The following is a 17,550-nucleotide window of genomic DNA, read 5'->3' as shown; positions in this document are numbered from 1 at the left end:
GGTCATGAGCAGGGCGAAGTCCTCGGCCCGCTCGGTGACGAGGTCAAACGCGCGGCGCAGGATTTCGGCCCGTTCCCGCGGTGCGGTCCGGGCCCAGGAAGCCTGGGCCGCGTCGGCGGCGTCGAGCGCGGCCAGGGCGTCCTCGCTCGTCGCGGACGCCAGGGTGGCGAGCACCTCCCCGGTGGCGGGGTCGTGGACGTCGAACGTGCCGCCGTCGGACGCACCACGCCACTGCCCGCCGATCAGCAGGCCGGCAGGCACGGAAGCGAGCAGCGCCGCCTCACGCTCGAGGGTCAGTGTGTTTCCTTCAGCCACTTAGGGCTCCTTCCAAAGGCCTTGTGCGTTGGTCATTGTGCTGCAACCACAGTCCGGGGTCGCTGTTCGGGCCACCTGCGGGCGCCGCTTTCGCTCGGATGTGATCCTGGCGGGACAAGCCAGGGATAGTGTTGTTGGGCCCAACCGCGGGTTGCTGCGACGTCGTGGGGCAGTTGCTCCGCCAGCGCGTGAATACTTGCGAAAGTGTGTTGATCCCGCAGCTTGGCGGTCAGGGTGACAGTCAGCTTCCGCCCGTAGAGGTCTTCGTTGAAGTCCAGGAGGTGGGCTTCGAGCAGTTTGTCTCCCGCCTGAGCATAAAACGTCTGCCGTCGTCCAATGGAAACTGCCGCGATCCAGGACTTTCCGGAGTCGGTCCGGATCACCGCAGCCCATACCCCGTCCTCGATCTGGTCATCGAAGAGCTGGATGTTGGCGGTGGGAAAGCCGAGCGTCCTGCCTCGTTCATCGCCGTGTTCGACGACGCCCTGAATCACTGTCATGAGCTTGTCCCGAGGGTCGGCGTCGCCTTGGCCGCCTCGAGTACCTGATCCAGCCACGCCACCCGATTGCTGAATCGCCTGACCTTCGAAGGCGCCGCCCAGCGAAAATCGTCATGCTCGTCATTGATGGCCAGTCGGCGTCGCGGGGTGACGGCCGTGAAGGTATGCACCAGCCAAGGATCGCCCCTATGGTCTACGAGAAGAAGCGGTGTCCCTGGCCGGAAATCTGTTAGATCATTTTCGGTCAGCCCGGTTTCCTCGCGGAGTTCCACGAAGGCCTGCTCTTCCGGAGAGGCTCCGGACTCGAGATAGCCGGTGATGCAATGCCAGCGTCCGCGGTCGTGTCCGACGGACTGGCTTCGCCTGAAGAGGGCAATACGCCCGTGCCGCTCGACGATGACAGCCACTACCGCACGGGGCTGGCATTCGGCGGGAGGATGCACCTCCCCGCTTTCCCGTAACAGTGTAGGGATACTCATGGTGTTCCTCGTCCGGCTCGATTGTTGGGTGCGGAGGGCATTGTGTCGTCTGCCCGCGGCGGTTCACGGCGGCCGTGCGTCGGATCGGTGGCCCCCCGCTATCCGCGGGAGGCCACCTGGCCCTAAAGGGTCTGCCCGGCGATGCTGCGGTCGAGCATTTCGTGTCCCGAGAGGCGCTGACGCCGGTGGGTGGCAAAGTACACGCCGGCCGCGACGGCGGCTCCGACATAGTAGGAGAGATCTCCGATTTGGGGGAAAGCGGCTGCGATGGGTCCGGTGTAGATCGAGGACATCCAGAATGGGGATGAGATGACGACGCCTGCGGCCCAGGCCACGAAGCCCCACTCGAACTTCCTGCTCTTGTCGAAAAGCTCGCGGAGACCTCGTTCGGTGCGGCGCCCTCCGAAGAGGTAATCGCACACGAGGACAGCTACGTATGGGGCGATGCAGTAGGCGGTCAGATTCAGGAAGGCGGTGAAACCTGCGTTGAATCCTTCCTGGCCCCACAGCGCCACGAGGTATGAGGCGACACAGATGACCACAACTGCCGTGTGGCGTTTTACCGGCACGCCCATGGTCTGGATCGAGATCGCGCCGCCGTAGACGTTGAGAAAGTTTTGGGTAAAGGAAGACAGTGCGACGACGCCAAGTCCGACCGCGGCCCAGGGGCCCATGAGTTCCTTAAGGGCGCCGATGCTGTCGGAAGCGCTGGTAGTGGATCCGAGGACGGTCCCGAGGACTCCCATCCAGACCAGGGTGATGAAGTTTCCCAGCATGGTCGCCCAGCTGGCACCGCGCCTGTTACCGGCCGTGTTGGGGAGGTATCGGGAGTAATCGGAGGCGAATGGCATCCAGGCGACGATGAAAGAGAAGAACCATCCGAAGAAGATGATCCAGCCGCCGATCCCGTCAAAGCCCGGGGCAGATTCGTTGACGACGTTCACGACACGGCCGTTGGCCGCCGCAACGATGGTGATGAAAGCGAAGCCGATGACCAGGACGAAGGAGAGGATGCGCTGGAGGAAGTGGATCAGGTTGTATCCGACGACGGCCACGCCAAGCTGGATCCCCATGAGAATGAGGGCAGAAAGCCAGAACGGCACATCGGTCAGCAGTGAGATGGCCTTGCCGCCGAGGATCACGGTCACGGCGGCCCAGCCGATGCCTGCGAAGACATTCACGTATGCCACCGGGAACAGGTTGCCGATGAATCCGAGAGGTCCCCGGCCCTGCATCTGCTGCGGGACGCCCAGCCGGACACCCATGGCCGACAGGTATCCCATTCCCGCCGAGGACGTCACGCCGGCGAGGACGATCGCCAGGACGGCGGCCCAGAAGGGCAGGCCGAAGTAGGCCGCACTGAAGCCGAGGACGACGATGGGGAAGTTCATGCCTGCCGCGAACCAGAGGAAGAACTGCGAGCGGGGCTTGCCGTGGCGTTCCACGTCGGGGATGTGTTCGATGCCGTAGGGCTCAATTTTTGTGAGACTGTTGCGGTACCCGCGGTCTTCGGCGACGCTGTCTTCGACAGCACGCATGATGTCTGGGCTCATTTTTGGTCCTATAGTTGAATGCGCACCTTGGTGCGCTGCTTACGAGCAGATTGGGTCGGCGCGGCTGGTTTCCTTTCCGAGGTTGGTCAGCCGCGCCGGCACTTAGAGTTCAGCGAGGTCCGCGCCGTCATAGAACCGCCCGGCCTTGTAGACCATCGGCGCTGTGTTGTCGATCTCGGCATGCCGGACCCGGCAGATAAAGACTGTGTGGGTCTTGGCTTGGAATCGTTCCTGAATTTCCGCTTCGAGGGATGCGGGCGAGCCGTCCAGAAGCGGGCTGCCGTTCGGTCCCTCGTGCCACTCGAGCTCTGCAAACTTCTCCGGTGCCTTGGAAGCGAAGACACGCACAGTGTCAAGCTGCCCCGTTCCCAGGATGTTGATGCCGAGGTGGCTCGACGAGAAGAGCGCCGGGTAGGTGCTGGACGTCTTCTGGACACAGATCAGCACCAGGGGCGGCTCGACAGAGACTGAGCAGTACGAGTTCGCCGCCAGCCCCTTGGGGGTTTCGCCTTCTTTGGTGGTGACCACGGTGACGCCGGTGATGAACTGGCGGTTGAACGCCTTCATCAAGTCTGCGTCAAGCTCCGGGACGTCACCGGCGGCTCCAACCTCAGGCGCGGCTATACCGCGCAGGGGGCGAATCCCGAGGCCGGCCAGCAGCTCACTCCCGTCCCATGTCACGGTTTCTTTCGTGATCTTCCCGTCCTTGAGAACCAGGATGTTCGAGCCCCTGGTCTGAACGGTAAGGCCCGTGGGCGGAACGCCGAGGTATTCGTGGGTGTGCGTGCCCGTGGACGTCCAGAAGACGGCCACCGTTTCCGCACCTTGGACGATGTTGTCGATCGTCGTGCGCAGGTCCGGGAAGGCTTCCCGGACCGCGGCGATCTCAGCTTTTAGACCAGCAATGTCGACAGTTGCGCCCGTCGCCTTACTGGTGCGCGTGTAGCCGGCCGCTACGAGGCCGTCCAGAGCATCGAGGTCACCCTTGTCCCAAGCAGCGAGCCAGGCTGACGTGATTAGCGGTTCAAGTGTCTGTTGCATACCAATGACCGTAAGGCAGGTCACATGAGTCCGTCAACAGAAACCTGAAAAGACGTCTAAATTGCCGGAATTCTAAGGTTATTGGAAATACCGCCCTTGACCCTTGACGTCCTTCTTGCATGCAACATAGGCTGGCATGTATGCAAGAAGAAATGGTGCTCACTGTTGAAGCGGCCGAGCCGACGGGCCTTCTCGAAAAGATCCGGGGCCTCGTACTGGGCGGCGACTTCCCGCCCGGCGCAGTGCTGCCTGAGGCTTTCCTTGCCCAGGAATTCGACGTCAGCCGTACTCCGGTACGGGAGGCCCTCAAGCAGCTTCAGAATGAGGGGCTGGTGGAGATACGTCCGAAAGTGGGAACCTTTGTCCGCGAGCCGACCCGCAGGGAGATCATCGAGCTGTTCCAGCTCAAGGAGTCTCTCGAGGGACTCGCCGCATCACTGCTCGCCCGGCGCGGCGAGACACCGGAACTGGCTGCGCTCCGCCAGAACCTCGAGGAATCCGAGGCTGCGGTACTCACGAATGACAGCGAGGCCTACGCCCGGCTGGTGCATGAGTTTCACTGGACCATCATCCGGGGCTCGGACAATCTCAAACTTGCGGAGCACTATGAGCGGCTCATGAATCAGCTGGCCTACCAGCGGCTGGTCTTGCGCACCATCGAACACCCGGGGAGGATCGCGGCCTCCACCCGCGAGCACCGCGCCGTCCTCGAAATGATCGAACACAAAGACCCGTTCGGCGCCGAAACCGCCATGAGGAACCACGTCCATGCTTCATCCCGTGAGGCGCTGATGACCGACACGGCGACGGACCGCCGGAAATGAACCCACCAAAATGAGAGGAAGCCGTGCGCTTTTGCATTATTGAAGAGCCGCAGCGGGACGTCGAACGAGAGCACATGATGCTCCTGAACGCCCATCCCAGCCTGGCCCATGATAAGTCCCTGAACAGCCGGCGGGCGTTCTCCCGGCAGCTTATGCCCCGGTGCACCAACCAGCCCGCACTGGACGGGACCAAATGATGAACGACCAGGGCTTGGGCATCCGCAAGATTGTCTATTACAGCGAAGAGATACTGCTCGAAAACGGCCTCTCCCCCGCCGTCCCGGCGGTCCGCGCCACCGCAGCGGCCGTGGTCGCCAACCCCTGGCTGGGCGGAAAAGCCACCGACGACCTGAACGAGGAAGTAATCCGGCTCGCCCCGGTGCTTGCGCGCAAACTCACCGACGTGCTCGCCAAGGAGCTCGGCGGTGTAGACGCAATCCAGGCCTTCGGCAAAGCGGCAATCGTGGGCACCGGCGGCGAGATTGAACACGGTGCCGCACTGATTCACACGCCGTTCTTTGGAAACCTCGTCCGGGAGTACTTTGAGGGCGAATCCATCATCTGCTTCGCTGATGACCGGGCAGATGCCGGCGCCTCACTGGTTGTGCCCCTGTGGCACAAGAACGCCGCCGCCACCCGCACCCACTACCAGACGATCACCACCCGGGTCAGTGATGCCCCGCGGCCCGGAGAGATCGTCGTCGTACTCGGCGCTTCCACCGGACCCCGCCCCCATTCACGCATCGGGGACCGGCTCACCGATCCCATCGTCAAAGCAGACACCCTAGGAGAACTAATTTCATGAGCATCCGCAAAATCGTCACCCTGACCGAAGACATCCTCACCGAAGGCGGGCGGGAGGTCACGCCCACCGCGCGCGTCGCCGTCGTGGCCGCCATCGTCAAGAACCCGTGGGCCGGACAGGGGTTCGTCGAGGATCTCTCTGCCGGGATCGACGGGAACGCCTCCGACATCGGCGCACTGCTCGCACCCCGAGTGCTCGAAGCCCTAGGCGCCCCCGCCGAAGCGTACGGCAAAGCCGCCATCGTGGGCCTGAACGGTGAAATCGAGCACGGTTCCGGGCTCATCCACACCCTTGCCTTTGGAAATCACTTCCGTGACGCCGCCAATGCCACCACCCTCCTGCCGGCCGTGGAAAAGCGCGGCCCCGCCGGCGTCGTGTTCGACATTCCGCTCAAGCACATCACCGACGCGACCATCCGTTCCCACCACCAGAGCATCGAGGTCCGGATCAACGACGCGCCTCATGCCGATGAGATCGTGATCGCCCTCGCCGCCGCAGCCCAAGGACGCCCGCAGCAGCGCCTCGCCGCGTTCGCCACCGAAACGAAGTAGGAGAGGCACCCGTGAGCCGCGTCCGCGTAGCGCTGATCCACGGCGTCGGCCTCGACGGGTCGATGTGGGGGCCCTTGCGTGAATTCCTCGAACCCGAATACGACGTTCAGATCCTCGAGCTCCTGGGGCACGGACGCCGCGAGGAAGCGGCGCCCGTGGGTTTAACTCTGGCCGCACTCACCGCGGACGTCGCACAGCGCCTCGAACCGGACACCCATGTGGTGGGGTTCTCTCTCGGCGCCCTCGTCGCGCAGCATCTGGCCAGGTTCCGGCCCGAGCTCGTGGCCAGCCTGGTTTCCGTCGGATCAGTGTGCGCCCGTACAGCTGAAGAGCACGCCGCGGTGATGGTGCGGCTGGACGCGGCGGAATCTGACTTCCCCGCAACGGTGGAAGCATCCATCCGCCGGTGGTACCCGGAGGGGTCCCCTGTTCCGGCGCAACTAGTCGAGGCGACGCGGGAAGTGCTGCTTCGCAACGACCCGCAATCCTTCCTCGCCTGCTACCGCGTCTTCGCGACCGCAGACGCGGAGATCGCGCCGGAGCTCCCCCGGATCACCGTTCCGTCCCATGCCGTGACCGGTGAGCTGGACCCGGGGTCGACGCCGGACATGAGCGCCAGGCTGGCCGCGGCCATTCCCGGCTGCACCTACTCGGTCATCCGCGGGGCCCGCCACATGATGCCGGTGGAGCGTCCCCAAGAGCTGGCCAACACCCTCACCGCCTTCATCAAGGAGCATTCACATGTCCACTGATCGCCGCTACGAGCACTTCATCAACGGTGACTGGGTTCCGCCGTCATCCGGCGAATACTTCGAAAGCACCAACCCGGCCACCCTGGACGTGCTCTACCGGGCCGCTCGCGGTAACGAATCCGACATCGACCGGGCGGTGTCGGCCGCGGCGGCTGCCTTCGAAAACCCAGCGTGGCGGGATCTCAGCCAGACCAGGCGCGGGCATCTGCTCCGGCGCCTGGGGGACTTGGTGGGCGAACACGCGGAAGAACTCGCCCGGATGGAATCCGAAGACAACGGCAAGCTCCTGCGGGAAATGCGCGCCCAGCTCGCTGCCATGCCCGAGTATTACTACTACTACGCCGGGCTGGCTGACAAAATCCAGGGCGACACCATCCCGGGCTCCAGCCGGGCCATGCTGAACTACACCCTTCGCGAACCTCTCGGGGTCGTGGGGGCCATCACGCCGTGGAACTCGCCGCTGACGCTCACGACCAGCAAGCTCGCTCCCGCCCTCGCCACGGGCAATACCATCGTGATCAAACCGTCCGAATACACCTCTGCCACCGTTCTGCGCTTGGCCGCGCTGGCCGACGAAGCCGGCTTCCCGCCCGGTGTCATCAATGTCGTCACCGGCTTCGGCGCAGAAGCCGGAGCCGCACTGGTTGAAGACCGCCGACTGGCCAAAATCTCCTTCACCGGCAGCACCGCCACAGGCGCCCGCATCGCCTCCTCAACCGCGTCCCGATTTATCGGCTCGACGCTGGAACTGGGCGGCAAGTCCCCGAACATTGTCTTTGCCGACGCCGACGTGGCCAATGCCTCAATGGGGGTCGTAGCCGGCATCTTCGCAGCGGCCGGCCAGACCTGCATCGCCGGAAGCCGCGTGTTCGCCCACAAGTCCGTCTACGACGAGCTTCTTGAGCGGGTCGCCAACCGTGCCCGCAGCATCGTCATCGGTGACCCGCTGTTGGACGCCACCGAACTCGGGCCGCTGGCCTTCCAAGACCAGCGGGACAAGGTCGCCAGTTACGTGGACCTCGGCATTTCCGAAGGTGCCACCGTTCTGACCGGTGGCGGCCGGCCCGATACCGGCCTCAGCGGCTACTTCTTCGAACCCACGGTGCTCACCGACGTCGACAATTCCATGCGCGTGGTCAGGGAGGAGATCTTCGGCCCAGTCGCTGCGATCATGCCCTTTGAAACCGAGGAAGAAGTACTCCGCCTGGCAAACGACACCAGCTACGGACTGGCCGCCGGAATCTGGACCACCAACCTCGCCCGGGCCCACCGGATGGCAAGCAGGCTCGAAGCCGGCACCGTCTGGGTCAACACCTACCGCACCATGTCTCCCCAATCACCCCGGGAAGGCTTCAAGACCAGCGGGGTCGGTGTCGAACACGGCACGGAGAGCATCCGGGAATACACCAGACTCAAGAGCGTCTGGATCAACACGGACGAATCCCCCCTTGCCGATCCCTTCGTCATGAGGAGCTGAAACCGTGCCCCTCGTTAGCCGGCCGGCACAGTCCGGGTCAGCACCTGTGAGGGGCCCGTATCCGCCCCCTTCCTCCCCCGCAGCTTAAGGAGCCGCAATGCCTCTTATCGAAGTCTCCATCGCCCGGGGCCGGACCCCCGAGCAGCTCCGCTCGCTCATCAGCGAGCTTCACCGTGCCGCCGAACGCTCAGTGGGCGCGGCACCCGAAAACACCACCGTCATAGTCCGTGAAATCGAGCACGAACACTGGTCCCGCGGTAACCAAACCATCGCCGAACGCAACGCAGAAGCCCAGCAAGCGGCACCCATCCAGGCAGTGGCGGCGAACGTCGCCGCAGAACGAAGGAGTCACTAATGCGCTTTTCCCTCTTCGCCCACATGGAGCGCTGGGACGAAACCGTCTCACACCAAGAATGCTTCGAGAACCTGACGGAACTCACCCTCATCGCGGAAGCCGGAGGCTTCAGCACCATCTGGATTGGTGAACACCATTCAATGGAGTACACCATCTCGCCGAGCCCCATGCCCCAGCTCGCATACCTGGCGGCGCGCACGTCGCGCATCCGGCTGGGCGCCGGAACGATCATTGCACCCTTCTGGAACCCACTCCGGGTAGCCGGCGAAACGGCGCTCCTGGACGTCATCAGCAACGGCCGGATGGAAGTCGGACTGGCACGTGGCGCCTACCAGTTCGAGTTCGACCGTCTCATGGGCGGCATGTCCGCCGTCGACGGCGGCAAGCACCTGCGCGAGATGGTACCCGCCGTGCGCGCGCTCTGGGAGGGTGACTATGCACACGACGGCGAGGTCTGGCAGTTTCCGACCTCGACCAGCGTCCCGAAGCCTGTGCAGAAGCCGACCCCACCCATGTGGATCGCCGCCCGTGACATCTCCTCGCACGAGTTCGCCGTCGCTAACGGCTGCAACGTGATGGTGACGCCGCTTATGAAGGGCGACGAGGAAGTCGAAGACCTCGCCCGCAAATTCGACACCGCTGTAGAGAACAACCCCGGCGTCTCGCGCCCGGACCTCATGGTGCTCCGCCACACGCACGTTCACCCCGCAGACGAACCTGAGGGATGGCGGCGTCCGGCCGAGGGAATCCAGAAGTTCTACCGGACGTTTGATGCGTGGTTCGGAAACAAGACCACTCCGAAGAACGGTTTCCTTGAGCCCAGCCCTGCAGAGAAGTTCGCCGACCGCCCGGAGTTCACGCCCGAGTCCCTCCACAAGACAGCCATGATCGGAACGCCTGACGAGATCATCGAGCGGATCCGCCACTATGAGGCACTCGGGGTCGACGAGTTCAGCCTCTGGTCCGACAACAGCCTCACCCATGAGGAGAAGAAACGCTCGCTCGAGCTCTTCATCGAACACGTCATGCCGGCCTTCCAGGAGCAGACCGCTACAGCGGCACGCTGATGTCAAATGGTGGCTGAGCCACGACGATGGCTCCCCCTGCACTGCAGGCTAGGCGTCGGTTCCTGGATGACAGGACCGTCTCCAGCCTGCAGTGCACAGAAGGGTACGAGCACCGTGCGCCACTATCTGGCTGATATCGCCAGGAATCTGATCGGCAGGTCCAGCAGTTCTAACGGGCCGTGAGGTCCTTCGCCGTCGAGAAGCAGCGAGTCGCCGGCCTCCATGGTGTATTCGTAGGCGCCGTGGCCGTAGATCATTCTCCCGGAGAGCATGTAGATGAATTCCGTTCCGGGGTGCTGGAACAGCGGGAAGACGTCGGAGGCGTTGGTCAGCGTGACGAGTGTCGGTTCGAGGGCATCCGTACGCCCTTTCAGTGTGCCGAGGACCCGGTATTCGTGGCCGTGTTGTGTTCCGCTGCGGACGGTCAGGCTGCCCTGGCCGTTCTTGGTGAAGGTGGCATCGCGGTCGGTGTCCGCGCCCCGGAACAGGGCCGTCACGGGGATCTTTAAGCCGTCGGCCAGGCGCTGCAGTGTGGTCAGCGAACACGAGGTGCTGGCCGACTCGATCTTGGAGATCATCGCTTTGGACAGCCCCGTCCGGGCTGCGAGTTCGGCGGCCGACAGCCCGTGGGCTGTCCGGTATCGTCGGAGCTGCCCGGCAATGATGCGTTCCAGTTTGCCCGCCACATCCTCTGCCGCTGCCTCTACCGGAACGTCCGTTTCTCCGCCCGTCTGATTGGTCACCCAGCCATCATAGGCTTCAGCCACGGCTTCTATCCGATCACTCGGGCCTCTCCCAGCAGGCCCGCGAGAACGTCTGCCAGGGCGCCGGCACCGGCCTCGGCATCGTGGTTCTCCACGAGTTCCTCCGGCGAATGCGAGATCCCGGTCGGGTTCCGTACGAATAACATGGCGGTGGGGATGTGACCGGCGAGCACTCCGGCGTCGTGGCCGGCGCCGGTGTCCAGGACGGGCGTGCCGGGTAGCAGCGTCTGCAGCCGGTCGCGCAGGCCGGTGTCGAAGTGCACGGTGGGGCTCAGTGATTCGGTGCCGAAGCTGACGGTGCAACCTTCTTCGGCGGCGATGACCTGGGCGTTGAGGTGGATGGATTCGACCAGGGCTGCGGTGACTTCGTCCCGCGGGTGCCGGAGATCAATCCACATATCGACCCGGGAGGCGATGACGTTGGTGCCGCCAGGGACGGGCTGCAGCCGACCGACAGTGGCGCGTGCGTCCCGGTACTTGCTGGCCGTATCGCGGATGCCGATCATGATCTTGGCCGCGGCGATCATCGGGTCTTTCCGGTCGTTCATGAGGGTGGTTCCGGCGTGGTTTCCCTGCCCGTGCACTGAGAGCTTCCACCGGCCGTGGCCCAGGATGGAGGATCCGATGGCTACCGGCCGGTCCAGATCAATCAGGCCCCTGCCCTGCTCGACGTGCAGTTCAACGAACACGCCCAACTGTTGGAGGGTCCTGCGGTCGGCGCCGATGAACCGGGGGTCCTGTCCGTTGGCCGCGGCCACGTCGGCGTAGGTGTTGCCGTCTGCGTCCTTAAGGTTGCGTGCTTTGTCGGGGTCCAAGGCGCCGGTGAGCAGGCGCGAACCCAGGCACGCGACGCCAAAGCGGGAGCCTTCCTCTTCGGGGAAGACCGCGATGGCCAGGGGCCTGCGGGGTCGGATGCCCTGTTGTTTGAGGATATCGACGGCCACCAGAGCGGAAGCAACACCCAGGGGGCCGTCGAATTCACCTCCGCCGGGGACGGAGTCGAGGTGGCTTCCCGTGACGACGGCGTCTCTGCGTATGCCGGCGGCGGTGTCCCACCAGGCCCAGATGATGCCGTTGGTGTCGGTGGTGACGTCCAGTCCGCGCCTGCCGGCCTGCTCGATGAACCAGCTTCGTAATTCGGTTTCGGCGTTCGAGAATACCGGGCGTGAGTATCCGCCGCGGAAGGCGTCAGTCCCGATGCCCGAGATGTCCCGCATGAGGCCGGAGACGGTGTCGGTTGCCGGTTTGGTCGCTGGGGAGATCACTGGCTTGTCCGTTTCTGTAGGTGCTTTTCGTGCCGGAACAGTTGGTGCTGACCGGTTAGTTGGCGCTGACCCGGGCGGTTGCCGGGCGGAACCGGGCAGGGATGTCGCCGGTTCCGGTGGCGAGGTCGGCGGCCCATTGCCCGATCAGGGGCGCGAACTTCGCGCCGTGCCCCGAGCACGGGGAGAGGATGGTCAGGCCGTCGGCCCGGTCGATGAGGAAGTCCTCGGTCGGGGTGTTGGTGAACAGGCACGTGGTCTCGGCGTACGGCTCAGGGTCAAGTCCGGGGAGGTACTTCTGCACGTAGTCCACCACACGGCGCCGGTTGTCCGGGTCCACGGTGCCGGTTTGGGCGGCGGCGGAGGGGATGAACTTTCCGCCGTTGTATTCGGCGACCTTCTGCCCGGCGAAACCGGCGTCCCGCCCTCCGGGCAGGCCGTATGTCTGGATGGCCGCGCTCTTGTGGATGAAGGTGGGCCACGGCTCGTCGTTCCGGTAGCGGAAGTGGTAGGCCTGCTCCTGCCGGACGGTGATCTCGGGCAGTCCCGCGAGGAACCCGTCGGGAAGCCCGAGCCGTCCCAGCAGCCCCGGGAGCCAGCCGCCGGCGCTGACGATGACGTTTCCGGCGTCGATCTCCTCCCCTGCCACGGAACTCACGCGGTAGCCGGATTCCCGCTTGTCCACGCTGGCAACGTCCCAGCCGGTCAGCAGCGTGGCACCGTGTTTCACAGCCTGGTCGATCATCGCGTTGACGGAGCGTTCGGCGTCGATGACTCCGGCACCGGGGTGCCAGAGTACGGAGGTGTCAAAGGAGAACTGCGGCCAGCGGGACCTGGCGTCGGCTGCGCTGAGGAGTTCGTGCTCCACGCCGGCGCCGTCGAGGACCCGGGCCAGGTGCTCCGGCCGCCGTTCGGGTCCGTAGTCCACCGCGCCGAAGGGCGTGATCAGTTCAAGCCCGCTGGCCCGGTCGAGTTCATCCCACAGGACCTTGGACTCGATCACGGCCCGGGTGTAGAAGTCGTCCGGGTAGGCATAGCGGAAGATCCGGGCGGACCCGTGGGAGCTGCCATCATGGCTCGCCGGCACGGTGCGTTCCAGGATGGTCACGTCGTGGCCGCGCAGGGCCAACTGCCAGGCGGTGGCGGCGCCAACCAGCCCGGCGCCGACCACAACATATTCGGCTGATTGGGTCATGACTTCGCTCCGGGGATCCAGCAGGTGCCGGCCAGCGGAACCCGGGCCATGGCGGAGGCTTCGATGGTGAGGGCCACGAGGTCTTCGGGTTCGAGGTTGTGCAGGTGGGACTTGCCGCAGGCGCGGGCGATGGTCTGGGCCTCCATGGTCAGGACGCGGAGGTAGTTGGCCAGGCGGCGTCCACCCGCGACCGGATCCAGGCGCGAGGACAGTTCGGGGTCCTGGGTGGTGATGCCGGCGGGGTCGCGGCCCTCCTGGAAGTCATCGTAGAAGCCCGCGGCCGAGCCGAGCGCGGCGTATTCGGCGGCGTAGCGGGGATCGTTGTCACCCAATGCGATCAGCGCCGCGGTGCCGATGGCGACGGCGTCGGCACCCAGGGCCATGGCCTTGGCGACGTCGGCGCCGGTGCGGATGCCGCCGGAGACGATGAGCTGGACTTTCCGGTGCAGGCCCAGTTCCTGGAGGGCCTGGACGGCCTGCGGGATGGCGGCCAGGGTGGGGATGCCGACGTTTTCGATAAAGACCTGCTGGGTTGCTGCGGTGCCGCCCTGCATGCCGTCGACGACCACGACGTCGGCTCCGGCCTTTACGGCCAGGGCGGTGTCGTAGTAGGGGCGGGAGGCGCCGATCTTGACGTAGATGGGGGTCTTCCAGTCGGTGATTTCGCGCAGTTCACCGATCTTGATTTCCAGGTCGTCCGGGCCGGTCCAGTCCGGGTGGCGGCTGGCGGAGCGCTGGTCGATCCCGACTGGCAGGGTGCGCATCCCTGCGACGCGTTCGGTGATTTTCTGGCCCAGCAGCATGCCGCCGCCGCCGGGCTTGGCGCCCTGGCCGAGCACGATTTCGATCGCGTCGGCCTTGCGCAGGTCATCCGGGTTCATGCCGTAGCGGGAGGGCAGGTACTGGTAGACCAGGTGCTTGGACTGGCCGCGCTCCTCGGGGGTCATGCCGCCGTCACCGGTGGTGGTGGAGGTTCCTACCTCGCTGGCCCCGCGGCCCAGTGCCTCTTTGGCGTTGGCGGACAGGGCGCCGAAGCTCATGCCAGCGATGGTCACCGGCGTCTGCAGGTGCAGCGGCCGGCTCGCGTGGCGGTCGCCGAGGATGACGTCGGTGTCGCATTTTTCGCGGTAGCCCTCGAGCGGGTAGCGGGACATGGAGGCGCCGAGGAACAGCAGGTCATCGAAGTGCGGGACCTTGCGCTTGGCGCCCCAGCCGCGGATGTCATAGACGCCGGTGGCGGCGGCCCGCTGGATGTCTGCGATGGTCGCACGGTCGAAGGTTGCTGACTCGCGCAGGCCGAGCTCTTCAGTGTGGTGCGCGGGAAGAACAGCCGGGGATTCCTGGGGCAGTGAGGTGATGGTCATGGGAGTGTCCTTGCTAGTACGACGTCGAGTTGTGGACGCTGAAGTGGTAAAGGTTCCGGGCCGATCCGTAGCGTTTGAAGTCCGCCGGGTCCTCGCTGCGGCCCGCCGCGGCGAGCAGCCCTTCGAGTTCCTCAAGGTGCTCAGCCTTCATCGGCTTTTCAATGCAGTCCGCCCCGAGGGACGCAACGGACCCCTTGACGTAGATCCGGGCTTCGTAGATCGAGTCGCCGAGTGCGTCCCCTGCGTCCCCGCAGACCACGAGCCGGCCGGCCTGGGCCATGAAGGCTGACATGTGGCCGATGTTGCCGCCGACCACGATGTCCACGCCTTTCATGGAGATCCCGCAGCGGGCGCCGGCGTTGCCGTCGATGACCACAAGTCCGCCGTGGCCGGTGGCCGCGGCCGACTGGGACGCATCGCCCTTTACCTGGACTCTGCCGGACATGATGTTTTCCGCGAGGCCCACGCCGGCATTGCCTGTGATGGTGACCTGGCCCTTTTGGTGCATGCCGGCCGCGTAGTAACCGGCATGGCCTTCAACGGTGACGCTGACGTCGGCGTTGATTCCGACGGCAAGGCTGTGCTTTCCGCCCGGGTTGGTGACGGTCCAGGCCTGGCCGTCGGTGGCGTGGTGAAGGGCCTGGTTCAAGTCCCGGACCGGGCTGTCGGCAAGGTCAACAGCGATGGCGCTGTTGGCTGCGTCTTCCTTGCGGGCGGTGTGTTCATGTGCTGGGGCTTCGATCAGAGTGACCATGTGTAGACCTTTCCGGGTTCCGGTTCAAAGATGCGGGCTGTTTCGATGCCGGGCAGGGCTGCCAGGGCACGGTATTCGGAGGCCATGGCCACGTAGTCGTCTGTTTCGGCGATGATGGCGGGCTTGCAGGCGATGGGGTCCCGGACCACGGCCATGCTGTCGGCGGTGGTGACAACGAGGGTGTAGAAGCCGTCGAAGACCTTGCCCAGGTTGATCAGTGCGGTTTCCAGGTCGTCGCCCTGCTGCAGGCGGGAGGCGATGTAGCGGGCGCCGACCTCGGTGTCGTTGTCGGAGTCGAAGACCACGCCTTCACGCAGCAGGTCCCGGCCGATGGTGGCGTGGTTGGAGAACGATCCGTTGTGGACCAGGCAGAGGTCGTCTGCGACGGAGAAGGGGTGGGAACCGCCGGCGGTCACAGCGGATTCGGTGGCCATGCGGGTGTGGGACAGGCCCTGGCTTCCGGCCATGGCCTCCAAGCCGTGCTCGGCGGCGATGTCCATCGGGTGGCCTACGCTCTTCATGACGGCGACGTGCTCGCCGCGGCCGATGATGGTGGAGCCCGGGAGGGTTTCGCTGACGGCCTTGACCAGCAGCTCGGTCTCGACGCCGGCGCTCACCAGGGTGGTGTCCCCCACCACCCTGACGGCGATGGCGGCGGAAGCGGGCAGCAGGGTTTCCAGCGCCGCGGTGATGGCATCGAGGGGCACGCCCTGGTCTTTGCCCAGGAGGCTAAGCGTGGAGGTGCCCTGGGCGACGAGGCCGGGGGTGTCGTAGACGGCCAGGCCGGCGGAGTCCGGTCCCCGGTCCACGATCTGGCACATCATGGAGGACAGGAGGCTGCCCATCTGGGGATGCAGCGAAGGGTTGCGCAGCTGCAGCGCGGCGATTCCACACATTGTGTGTCCTTTACTTGGTGGTTTGGTCAGATTGAAGTCAGGTAGGTGCGGATTTCCCAGTCGCTGACCTGGTTGTGCCAGCTCAGGAATTCCTCTTCCTTGGCATCGGCGTAGTACTTACCGATCTGCTCGTCGCCGCTGAGGCTGGCGAGGATCACCGGGTCGCGGCGCAGGGCCTCGACGGCGTGCAGGAGCGTCGCGGGCAGGAAATGGGCCTCGGCCCGGGCTTCCCCCGGGCCGGACGGGGATCCGGGATCGGTTCCGCTGGCGACGCCGTCCAGCCCGGCCTCGACCGCCGTGGCGATGGCGAGGTAGGGGTTGGCGGAGCCGTCCCCTGACCGGAGTTCGATCCGTTTGTCGTCCGGGACGCGGATCATGTGTGTGCGGTCGTTGCCGCCGAAGGAAGCCCTCCGCGGGGACCACGTGGCGCCGGAGGAGCTCGTGGTCGCCCCCGAGCGCTTATAGGAGTTGACGGTGGGAGCGAGGAACGCCTGGAGGGCCGGGGCGTGGTTCAGGATTCCGCCGATGAACGAATAAGCGAGCTCCGAGAGCCCCAGGCCGCGTTCGCCGTCGTCCCCGGGGAACAGCGCCTCGGCGCCGGACCACAGCGACAGGTGGAAATGCAGGCCCGTGCCGGTCCGGTCCGTGAAGGGCTTGGGCATGAACGTGGCGGTCATGCCGCGCTGTTCGGCGAGAATGTTCAGTATGTAGCGCAGGGTGACCACCCGGTCGGCCGTGGTGAGGGCGTCGGCGTAGTTGAAGTTCTGCTCGAACTGCCCGGCGGCGTCCTCGTGGTCATTGGCGTAGTTGCCCCAGCCCAGCCCGTTCATCGCCTCAGAGATGGAGGTGAGGTGATCGTACATGCGGGTGACGCCGCGGGCGTCGTAACAGGGGTGGGGTGAATCGTCCCTCGCATCGGCGGTGCTCAGAGAGCCATCCGGGTTCTTGTTGACCAGGAAGTACTCCACCTCGGCGCCCACTTTAGCCTGCATGCCCTGCTCGGCCAGCCGGGCGAGTGTGTTCTTCAGGATGACCCTCGGGGCGAAGGGCCAGGGCGTGCCGTCCACGTGCGGATCGCAGTGGATGATCGCCAGGCCCTCCTTGATGAACGGCACCGGCGTGAAGGATGTGAGGTCAGGTACCGCGATGAGGTCCGAATCCTGCGGCTTCTGCCCGATCAGCCCCGCCGCGTAGCCGGCAAAGCCCATGGCACCGGCTTCGAGCTCGTCCGCGGCTTCGACCGGAACCAGCTTCGCGCACGGTTTGCCGGTCATATCCACGAACGTCGCCAACAGGAACCGCACGTCATGGGCTTGCGCGATGTCCGCAAGGGAAATCTGTCCGGCCTCGACCGGCACCGATTGCTCGGTTGGTACTTCAGGGGTTGCGACACTGGTCATCGGAACTGTCCTGTTCAATTGGTGTTACCTACGGGGAAACGTTGTTGAACCACAGTAGTCAAAGTGATGTTACAGGCGTGCTCCCCGAGCGTTAAATCCACGTGTCACGATCGGGCGGCGAACGCAACAGATATTTAACGCGCATGAAACCCGCCATCGTTCACTGGCATGAATCATGGTTTCATCCCACGGTTAC

19 protein-coding genes are annotated in these 17,550 nt (G+C 65.0%); 7 read left to right on the top strand and 12 right to left on the bottom strand.

All coding sequences use genetic code 11. The features are described from left to right. The 5 genes from BLR03_RS15835 to BLR03_RS15815 all read right to left on the bottom strand — a co-directional run. The coding region (locus BLR03_RS15835; RefSeq protein ID WP_139184575.1) for an aldehyde dehydrogenase family protein at positions 1–315 on the bottom strand (315 nt) is incomplete at its 3' end. Positions 316–347: 32 nt separating this feature from the next. Continuing rightward, positions 348–815: a riboflavin kinase gene (locus BLR03_RS15830; protein ID WP_091254429.1), complete on the bottom strand. Its 468-nt coding sequence runs from the start codon at positions 813–815 to the stop codon at positions 348–350. Continuing rightward, on the bottom strand, positions 812–1,294 hold the full coding sequence (locus tag BLR03_RS15825; protein WP_091254426.1) for an NUDIX domain-containing protein: 483 nt from the start codon (positions 1,292–1,294) through the stop codon (positions 812–814). Before BLR03_RS15825 ends, BLR03_RS15830 begins: the two co-directional genes overlap by 4 nt. Positions 1,295–1,416: 122 nt before the next feature. After that, the gene (locus tag BLR03_RS15820; protein ID WP_091254423.1) at positions 1,417–2,847 is read right to left on the bottom strand and encodes a purine-cytosine permease family protein; all 1,431 of its coding nucleotides are present in this window, start codon (positions 2,845–2,847) and stop codon (positions 1,417–1,419) included. Between the two features lie 102 nt (positions 2,848–2,949). Next, entirely contained in the window at positions 2,950–3,888 is a 939-nt protein-coding gene (locus tag BLR03_RS15815; RefSeq protein WP_091254420.1) for a flavin reductase, read from the bottom strand. Between the two features lie 140 nt (positions 3,889–4,028). Between BLR03_RS15815 and BLR03_RS15810 the strand changes: the two genes are divergently transcribed. From BLR03_RS15810 to BLR03_RS15780, 7 genes are all read left to right on the top strand, one after another. Further along, positions 4,029–4,712, top strand: a complete 684-nt coding sequence (locus tag BLR03_RS15810; protein WP_254788537.1) for a GntR family transcriptional regulator — start codon at positions 4,029–4,031, stop codon at positions 4,710–4,712. Between the two features lie 193 nt (positions 4,713–4,905). Then, a complete protein-coding gene (locus tag BLR03_RS15805; RefSeq protein ID WP_217639801.1) occupies positions 4,906–5,517 on the top strand; it encodes an amino acid synthesis family protein in 612 nt (203 codons plus the stop codon). Beyond that, complete coding sequence (locus BLR03_RS15800; protein ID WP_091254415.1) at positions 5,514–6,068, top strand: amino acid synthesis family protein; 555 nt, start codon at positions 5,514–5,516, stop codon at positions 6,066–6,068. Before BLR03_RS15805 ends, BLR03_RS15800 begins: the two co-directional genes overlap by 4 nt. An 11-nt stretch (positions 6,069–6,079) precedes the next feature. Further along, complete coding sequence (locus BLR03_RS15795; protein ID WP_091254412.1) at positions 6,080–6,820, top strand: alpha/beta fold hydrolase; 741 nt, start codon at positions 6,080–6,082, stop codon at positions 6,818–6,820. Beyond that, a complete protein-coding gene (locus BLR03_RS15790) occupies positions 6,810–8,297 on the top strand; it encodes an aldehyde dehydrogenase (protein WP_091254409.1) in 1,488 nt (495 codons plus the stop codon). The genes BLR03_RS15795 and BLR03_RS15790 overlap by 11 nt, the downstream gene beginning before the upstream one ends. A gap of 97 nt (positions 8,298–8,394) precedes the next feature. Then, positions 8,395–8,652 (top strand): tautomerase family protein, encoded by a 258-nt coding sequence (locus tag BLR03_RS15785; RefSeq protein WP_091254406.1) that lies wholly within the window; start codon positions 8,395–8,397, stop codon positions 8,650–8,652. Further along, a complete protein-coding gene (locus BLR03_RS15780) occupies positions 8,652–9,719 on the top strand; it encodes an LLM class flavin-dependent oxidoreductase (RefSeq protein ID WP_091254404.1) in 1,068 nt (355 codons plus the stop codon). Before BLR03_RS15785 ends, BLR03_RS15780 begins: the two co-directional genes overlap by 1 nt. A gap of 122 nt (positions 9,720–9,841) precedes the next feature. Here the strand turns inward: BLR03_RS15780 and BLR03_RS15775 are convergent, their stop codons facing one another. From BLR03_RS15775 to glnT, 7 genes are read right to left on the bottom strand one after another with little or no spacing between them, the layout of a single operon-like run. Beyond that, positions 9,842–10,462 carry a helix-turn-helix domain-containing protein gene (locus BLR03_RS15775; protein WP_091254454.1) on the bottom strand — a complete coding sequence of 207 codons (621 nt, stop codon included), beginning with the start codon at positions 10,460–10,462 and terminating at the stop codon, positions 9,842–9,844. 29 nt (positions 10,463–10,491) lie between these two features. Then, positions 10,492–11,748, bottom strand: coding sequence for an allantoate amidohydrolase (locus BLR03_RS15770; protein WP_302846595.1), 1,257 nt, complete (start codon positions 11,746–11,748; stop codon positions 10,492–10,494). A 55-nt stretch (positions 11,749–11,803) separates the two neighbouring features. Next, complete coding sequence (locus BLR03_RS15765) at positions 11,804–12,940, bottom strand: FAD-dependent oxidoreductase (RefSeq protein WP_091254401.1); 1,137 nt, start codon at positions 12,938–12,940, stop codon at positions 11,804–11,806. Beyond that, complete coding sequence (locus tag BLR03_RS15760; RefSeq protein WP_217639800.1) at positions 12,937–14,304, bottom strand: FMN-binding glutamate synthase family protein; 1,368 nt, start codon at positions 14,302–14,304, stop codon at positions 12,937–12,939. The genes BLR03_RS15765 and BLR03_RS15760 overlap by 4 nt, the downstream gene beginning before the upstream one ends. Positions 14,305–14,317: 13 nt before the next feature. Further along, positions 14,318–15,058, bottom strand: coding sequence for a GltB/FmdC/FwdC-like GXGXG domain-containing protein (locus tag BLR03_RS15755; protein WP_254788536.1), 741 nt, complete (start codon positions 15,056–15,058; stop codon positions 14,318–14,320). Further along, positions 15,046–15,954, bottom strand: a complete 909-nt coding sequence (locus BLR03_RS15750; protein WP_091254398.1) for a class II glutamine amidotransferase domain-containing protein — start codon at positions 15,952–15,954, stop codon at positions 15,046–15,048. The genes BLR03_RS15755 and BLR03_RS15750 overlap by 13 nt, the downstream gene beginning before the upstream one ends. A 26-nt stretch (positions 15,955–15,980) precedes the next feature. Continuing rightward, the gene (gene glnT, locus BLR03_RS15745; protein ID WP_091254397.1) at positions 15,981–17,354 is read right to left on the bottom strand and encodes a type III glutamate--ammonia ligase; all 1,374 of its coding nucleotides are present in this window, start codon (positions 17,352–17,354) and stop codon (positions 15,981–15,983) included. Positions 17,355–17,550 lie beyond the last annotated feature (196 nt).

The organism is Arthrobacter sp. ok909, assembly GCF_900104405.1.
GTDB lineage: Bacteria > Actinomycetota > Actinomycetes > Actinomycetales > Micrococcaceae > Arthrobacter > Arthrobacter humicola.
Note: the sequence above shows the minus strand (reverse complement) of the source record. Positions and strands in the feature narration are given on the sequence as shown.

What these genes read in the sequence shown, in the direction of transcription:
- BLR03_RS15785 (WP_091254406.1), top strand. Translation starts at nt 8,395, where the DNA reads ATGCCTCTTATCGAAGTCTCCATCGCCCGGGGCCGGACCCCCGAGCAG.
- BLR03_RS15800 (WP_091254415.1), top strand. Translation starts at nt 5,514, where the DNA reads ATGAGCATCCGCAAAATCGTCACCCTGACCGAAGACATCCTCACCGAA.
- BLR03_RS15790 (WP_091254409.1), top strand. Translation starts at nt 6,810, where the DNA reads ATGTCCACTGATCGCCGCTACGAGCACTTCATCAACGGTGACTGGGTT.
- BLR03_RS15750 (WP_091254398.1), bottom strand. Translation starts at nt 15,954, where the DNA reads ATGTGTGGAATCGCCGCGCTGCAGCTGCGCAACCCTTCGCTGCATCCC.
- BLR03_RS15830 (WP_091254429.1), bottom strand. Translation starts at nt 815, where the DNA reads ATGACAGTGATTCAGGGCGTCGTCGAACACGGCGATGAACGAGGCAGG.
- glnT (WP_091254397.1), bottom strand. Translation starts at nt 17,354, where the DNA reads ATGACCAGTGTCGCAACCCCTGAAGTACCAACCGAGCAATCGGTGCCG.
- BLR03_RS15815 (WP_091254420.1), bottom strand. Translation starts at nt 3,888, where the DNA reads ATGCAACAGACACTTGAACCGCTAATCACGTCAGCCTGGCTCGCTGCT.
- BLR03_RS15810 (WP_254788537.1), top strand. Translation starts at nt 4,029, where the DNA reads ATGCAAGAAGAAATGGTGCTCACTGTTGAAGCGGCCGAGCCGACGGGC.
- BLR03_RS15780 (WP_091254404.1), top strand. Translation starts at nt 8,652, where the DNA reads ATGCGCTTTTCCCTCTTCGCCCACATGGAGCGCTGGGACGAAACCGTC.
- BLR03_RS15760 (WP_217639800.1), bottom strand. Translation starts at nt 14,304, where the DNA reads ATGACCATCACCTCACTGCCCCAGGAATCCCCGGCTGTTCTTCCCGCG.
- BLR03_RS15765 (WP_091254401.1), bottom strand. Translation starts at nt 12,940, where the DNA reads ATGACCCAATCAGCCGAATATGTTGTGGTCGGCGCCGGGCTGGTTGGC.
- BLR03_RS15805 (WP_217639801.1), top strand. Translation starts at nt 4,906, where the DNA reads ATGATGAACGACCAGGGCTTGGGCATCCGCAAGATTGTCTATTACAGC.
- BLR03_RS15820 (WP_091254423.1), bottom strand. Translation starts at nt 2,847, where the DNA reads ATGAGCCCAGACATCATGCGTGCTGTCGAAGACAGCGTCGCCGAAGAC.
- BLR03_RS15755 (WP_254788536.1), bottom strand. Translation starts at nt 15,058, where the DNA reads ATGGTCACTCTGATCGAAGCCCCAGCACATGAACACACCGCCCGCAAG.
- BLR03_RS15825 (WP_091254426.1), bottom strand. Translation starts at nt 1,294, where the DNA reads ATGAGTATCCCTACACTGTTACGGGAAAGCGGGGAGGTGCATCCTCCC.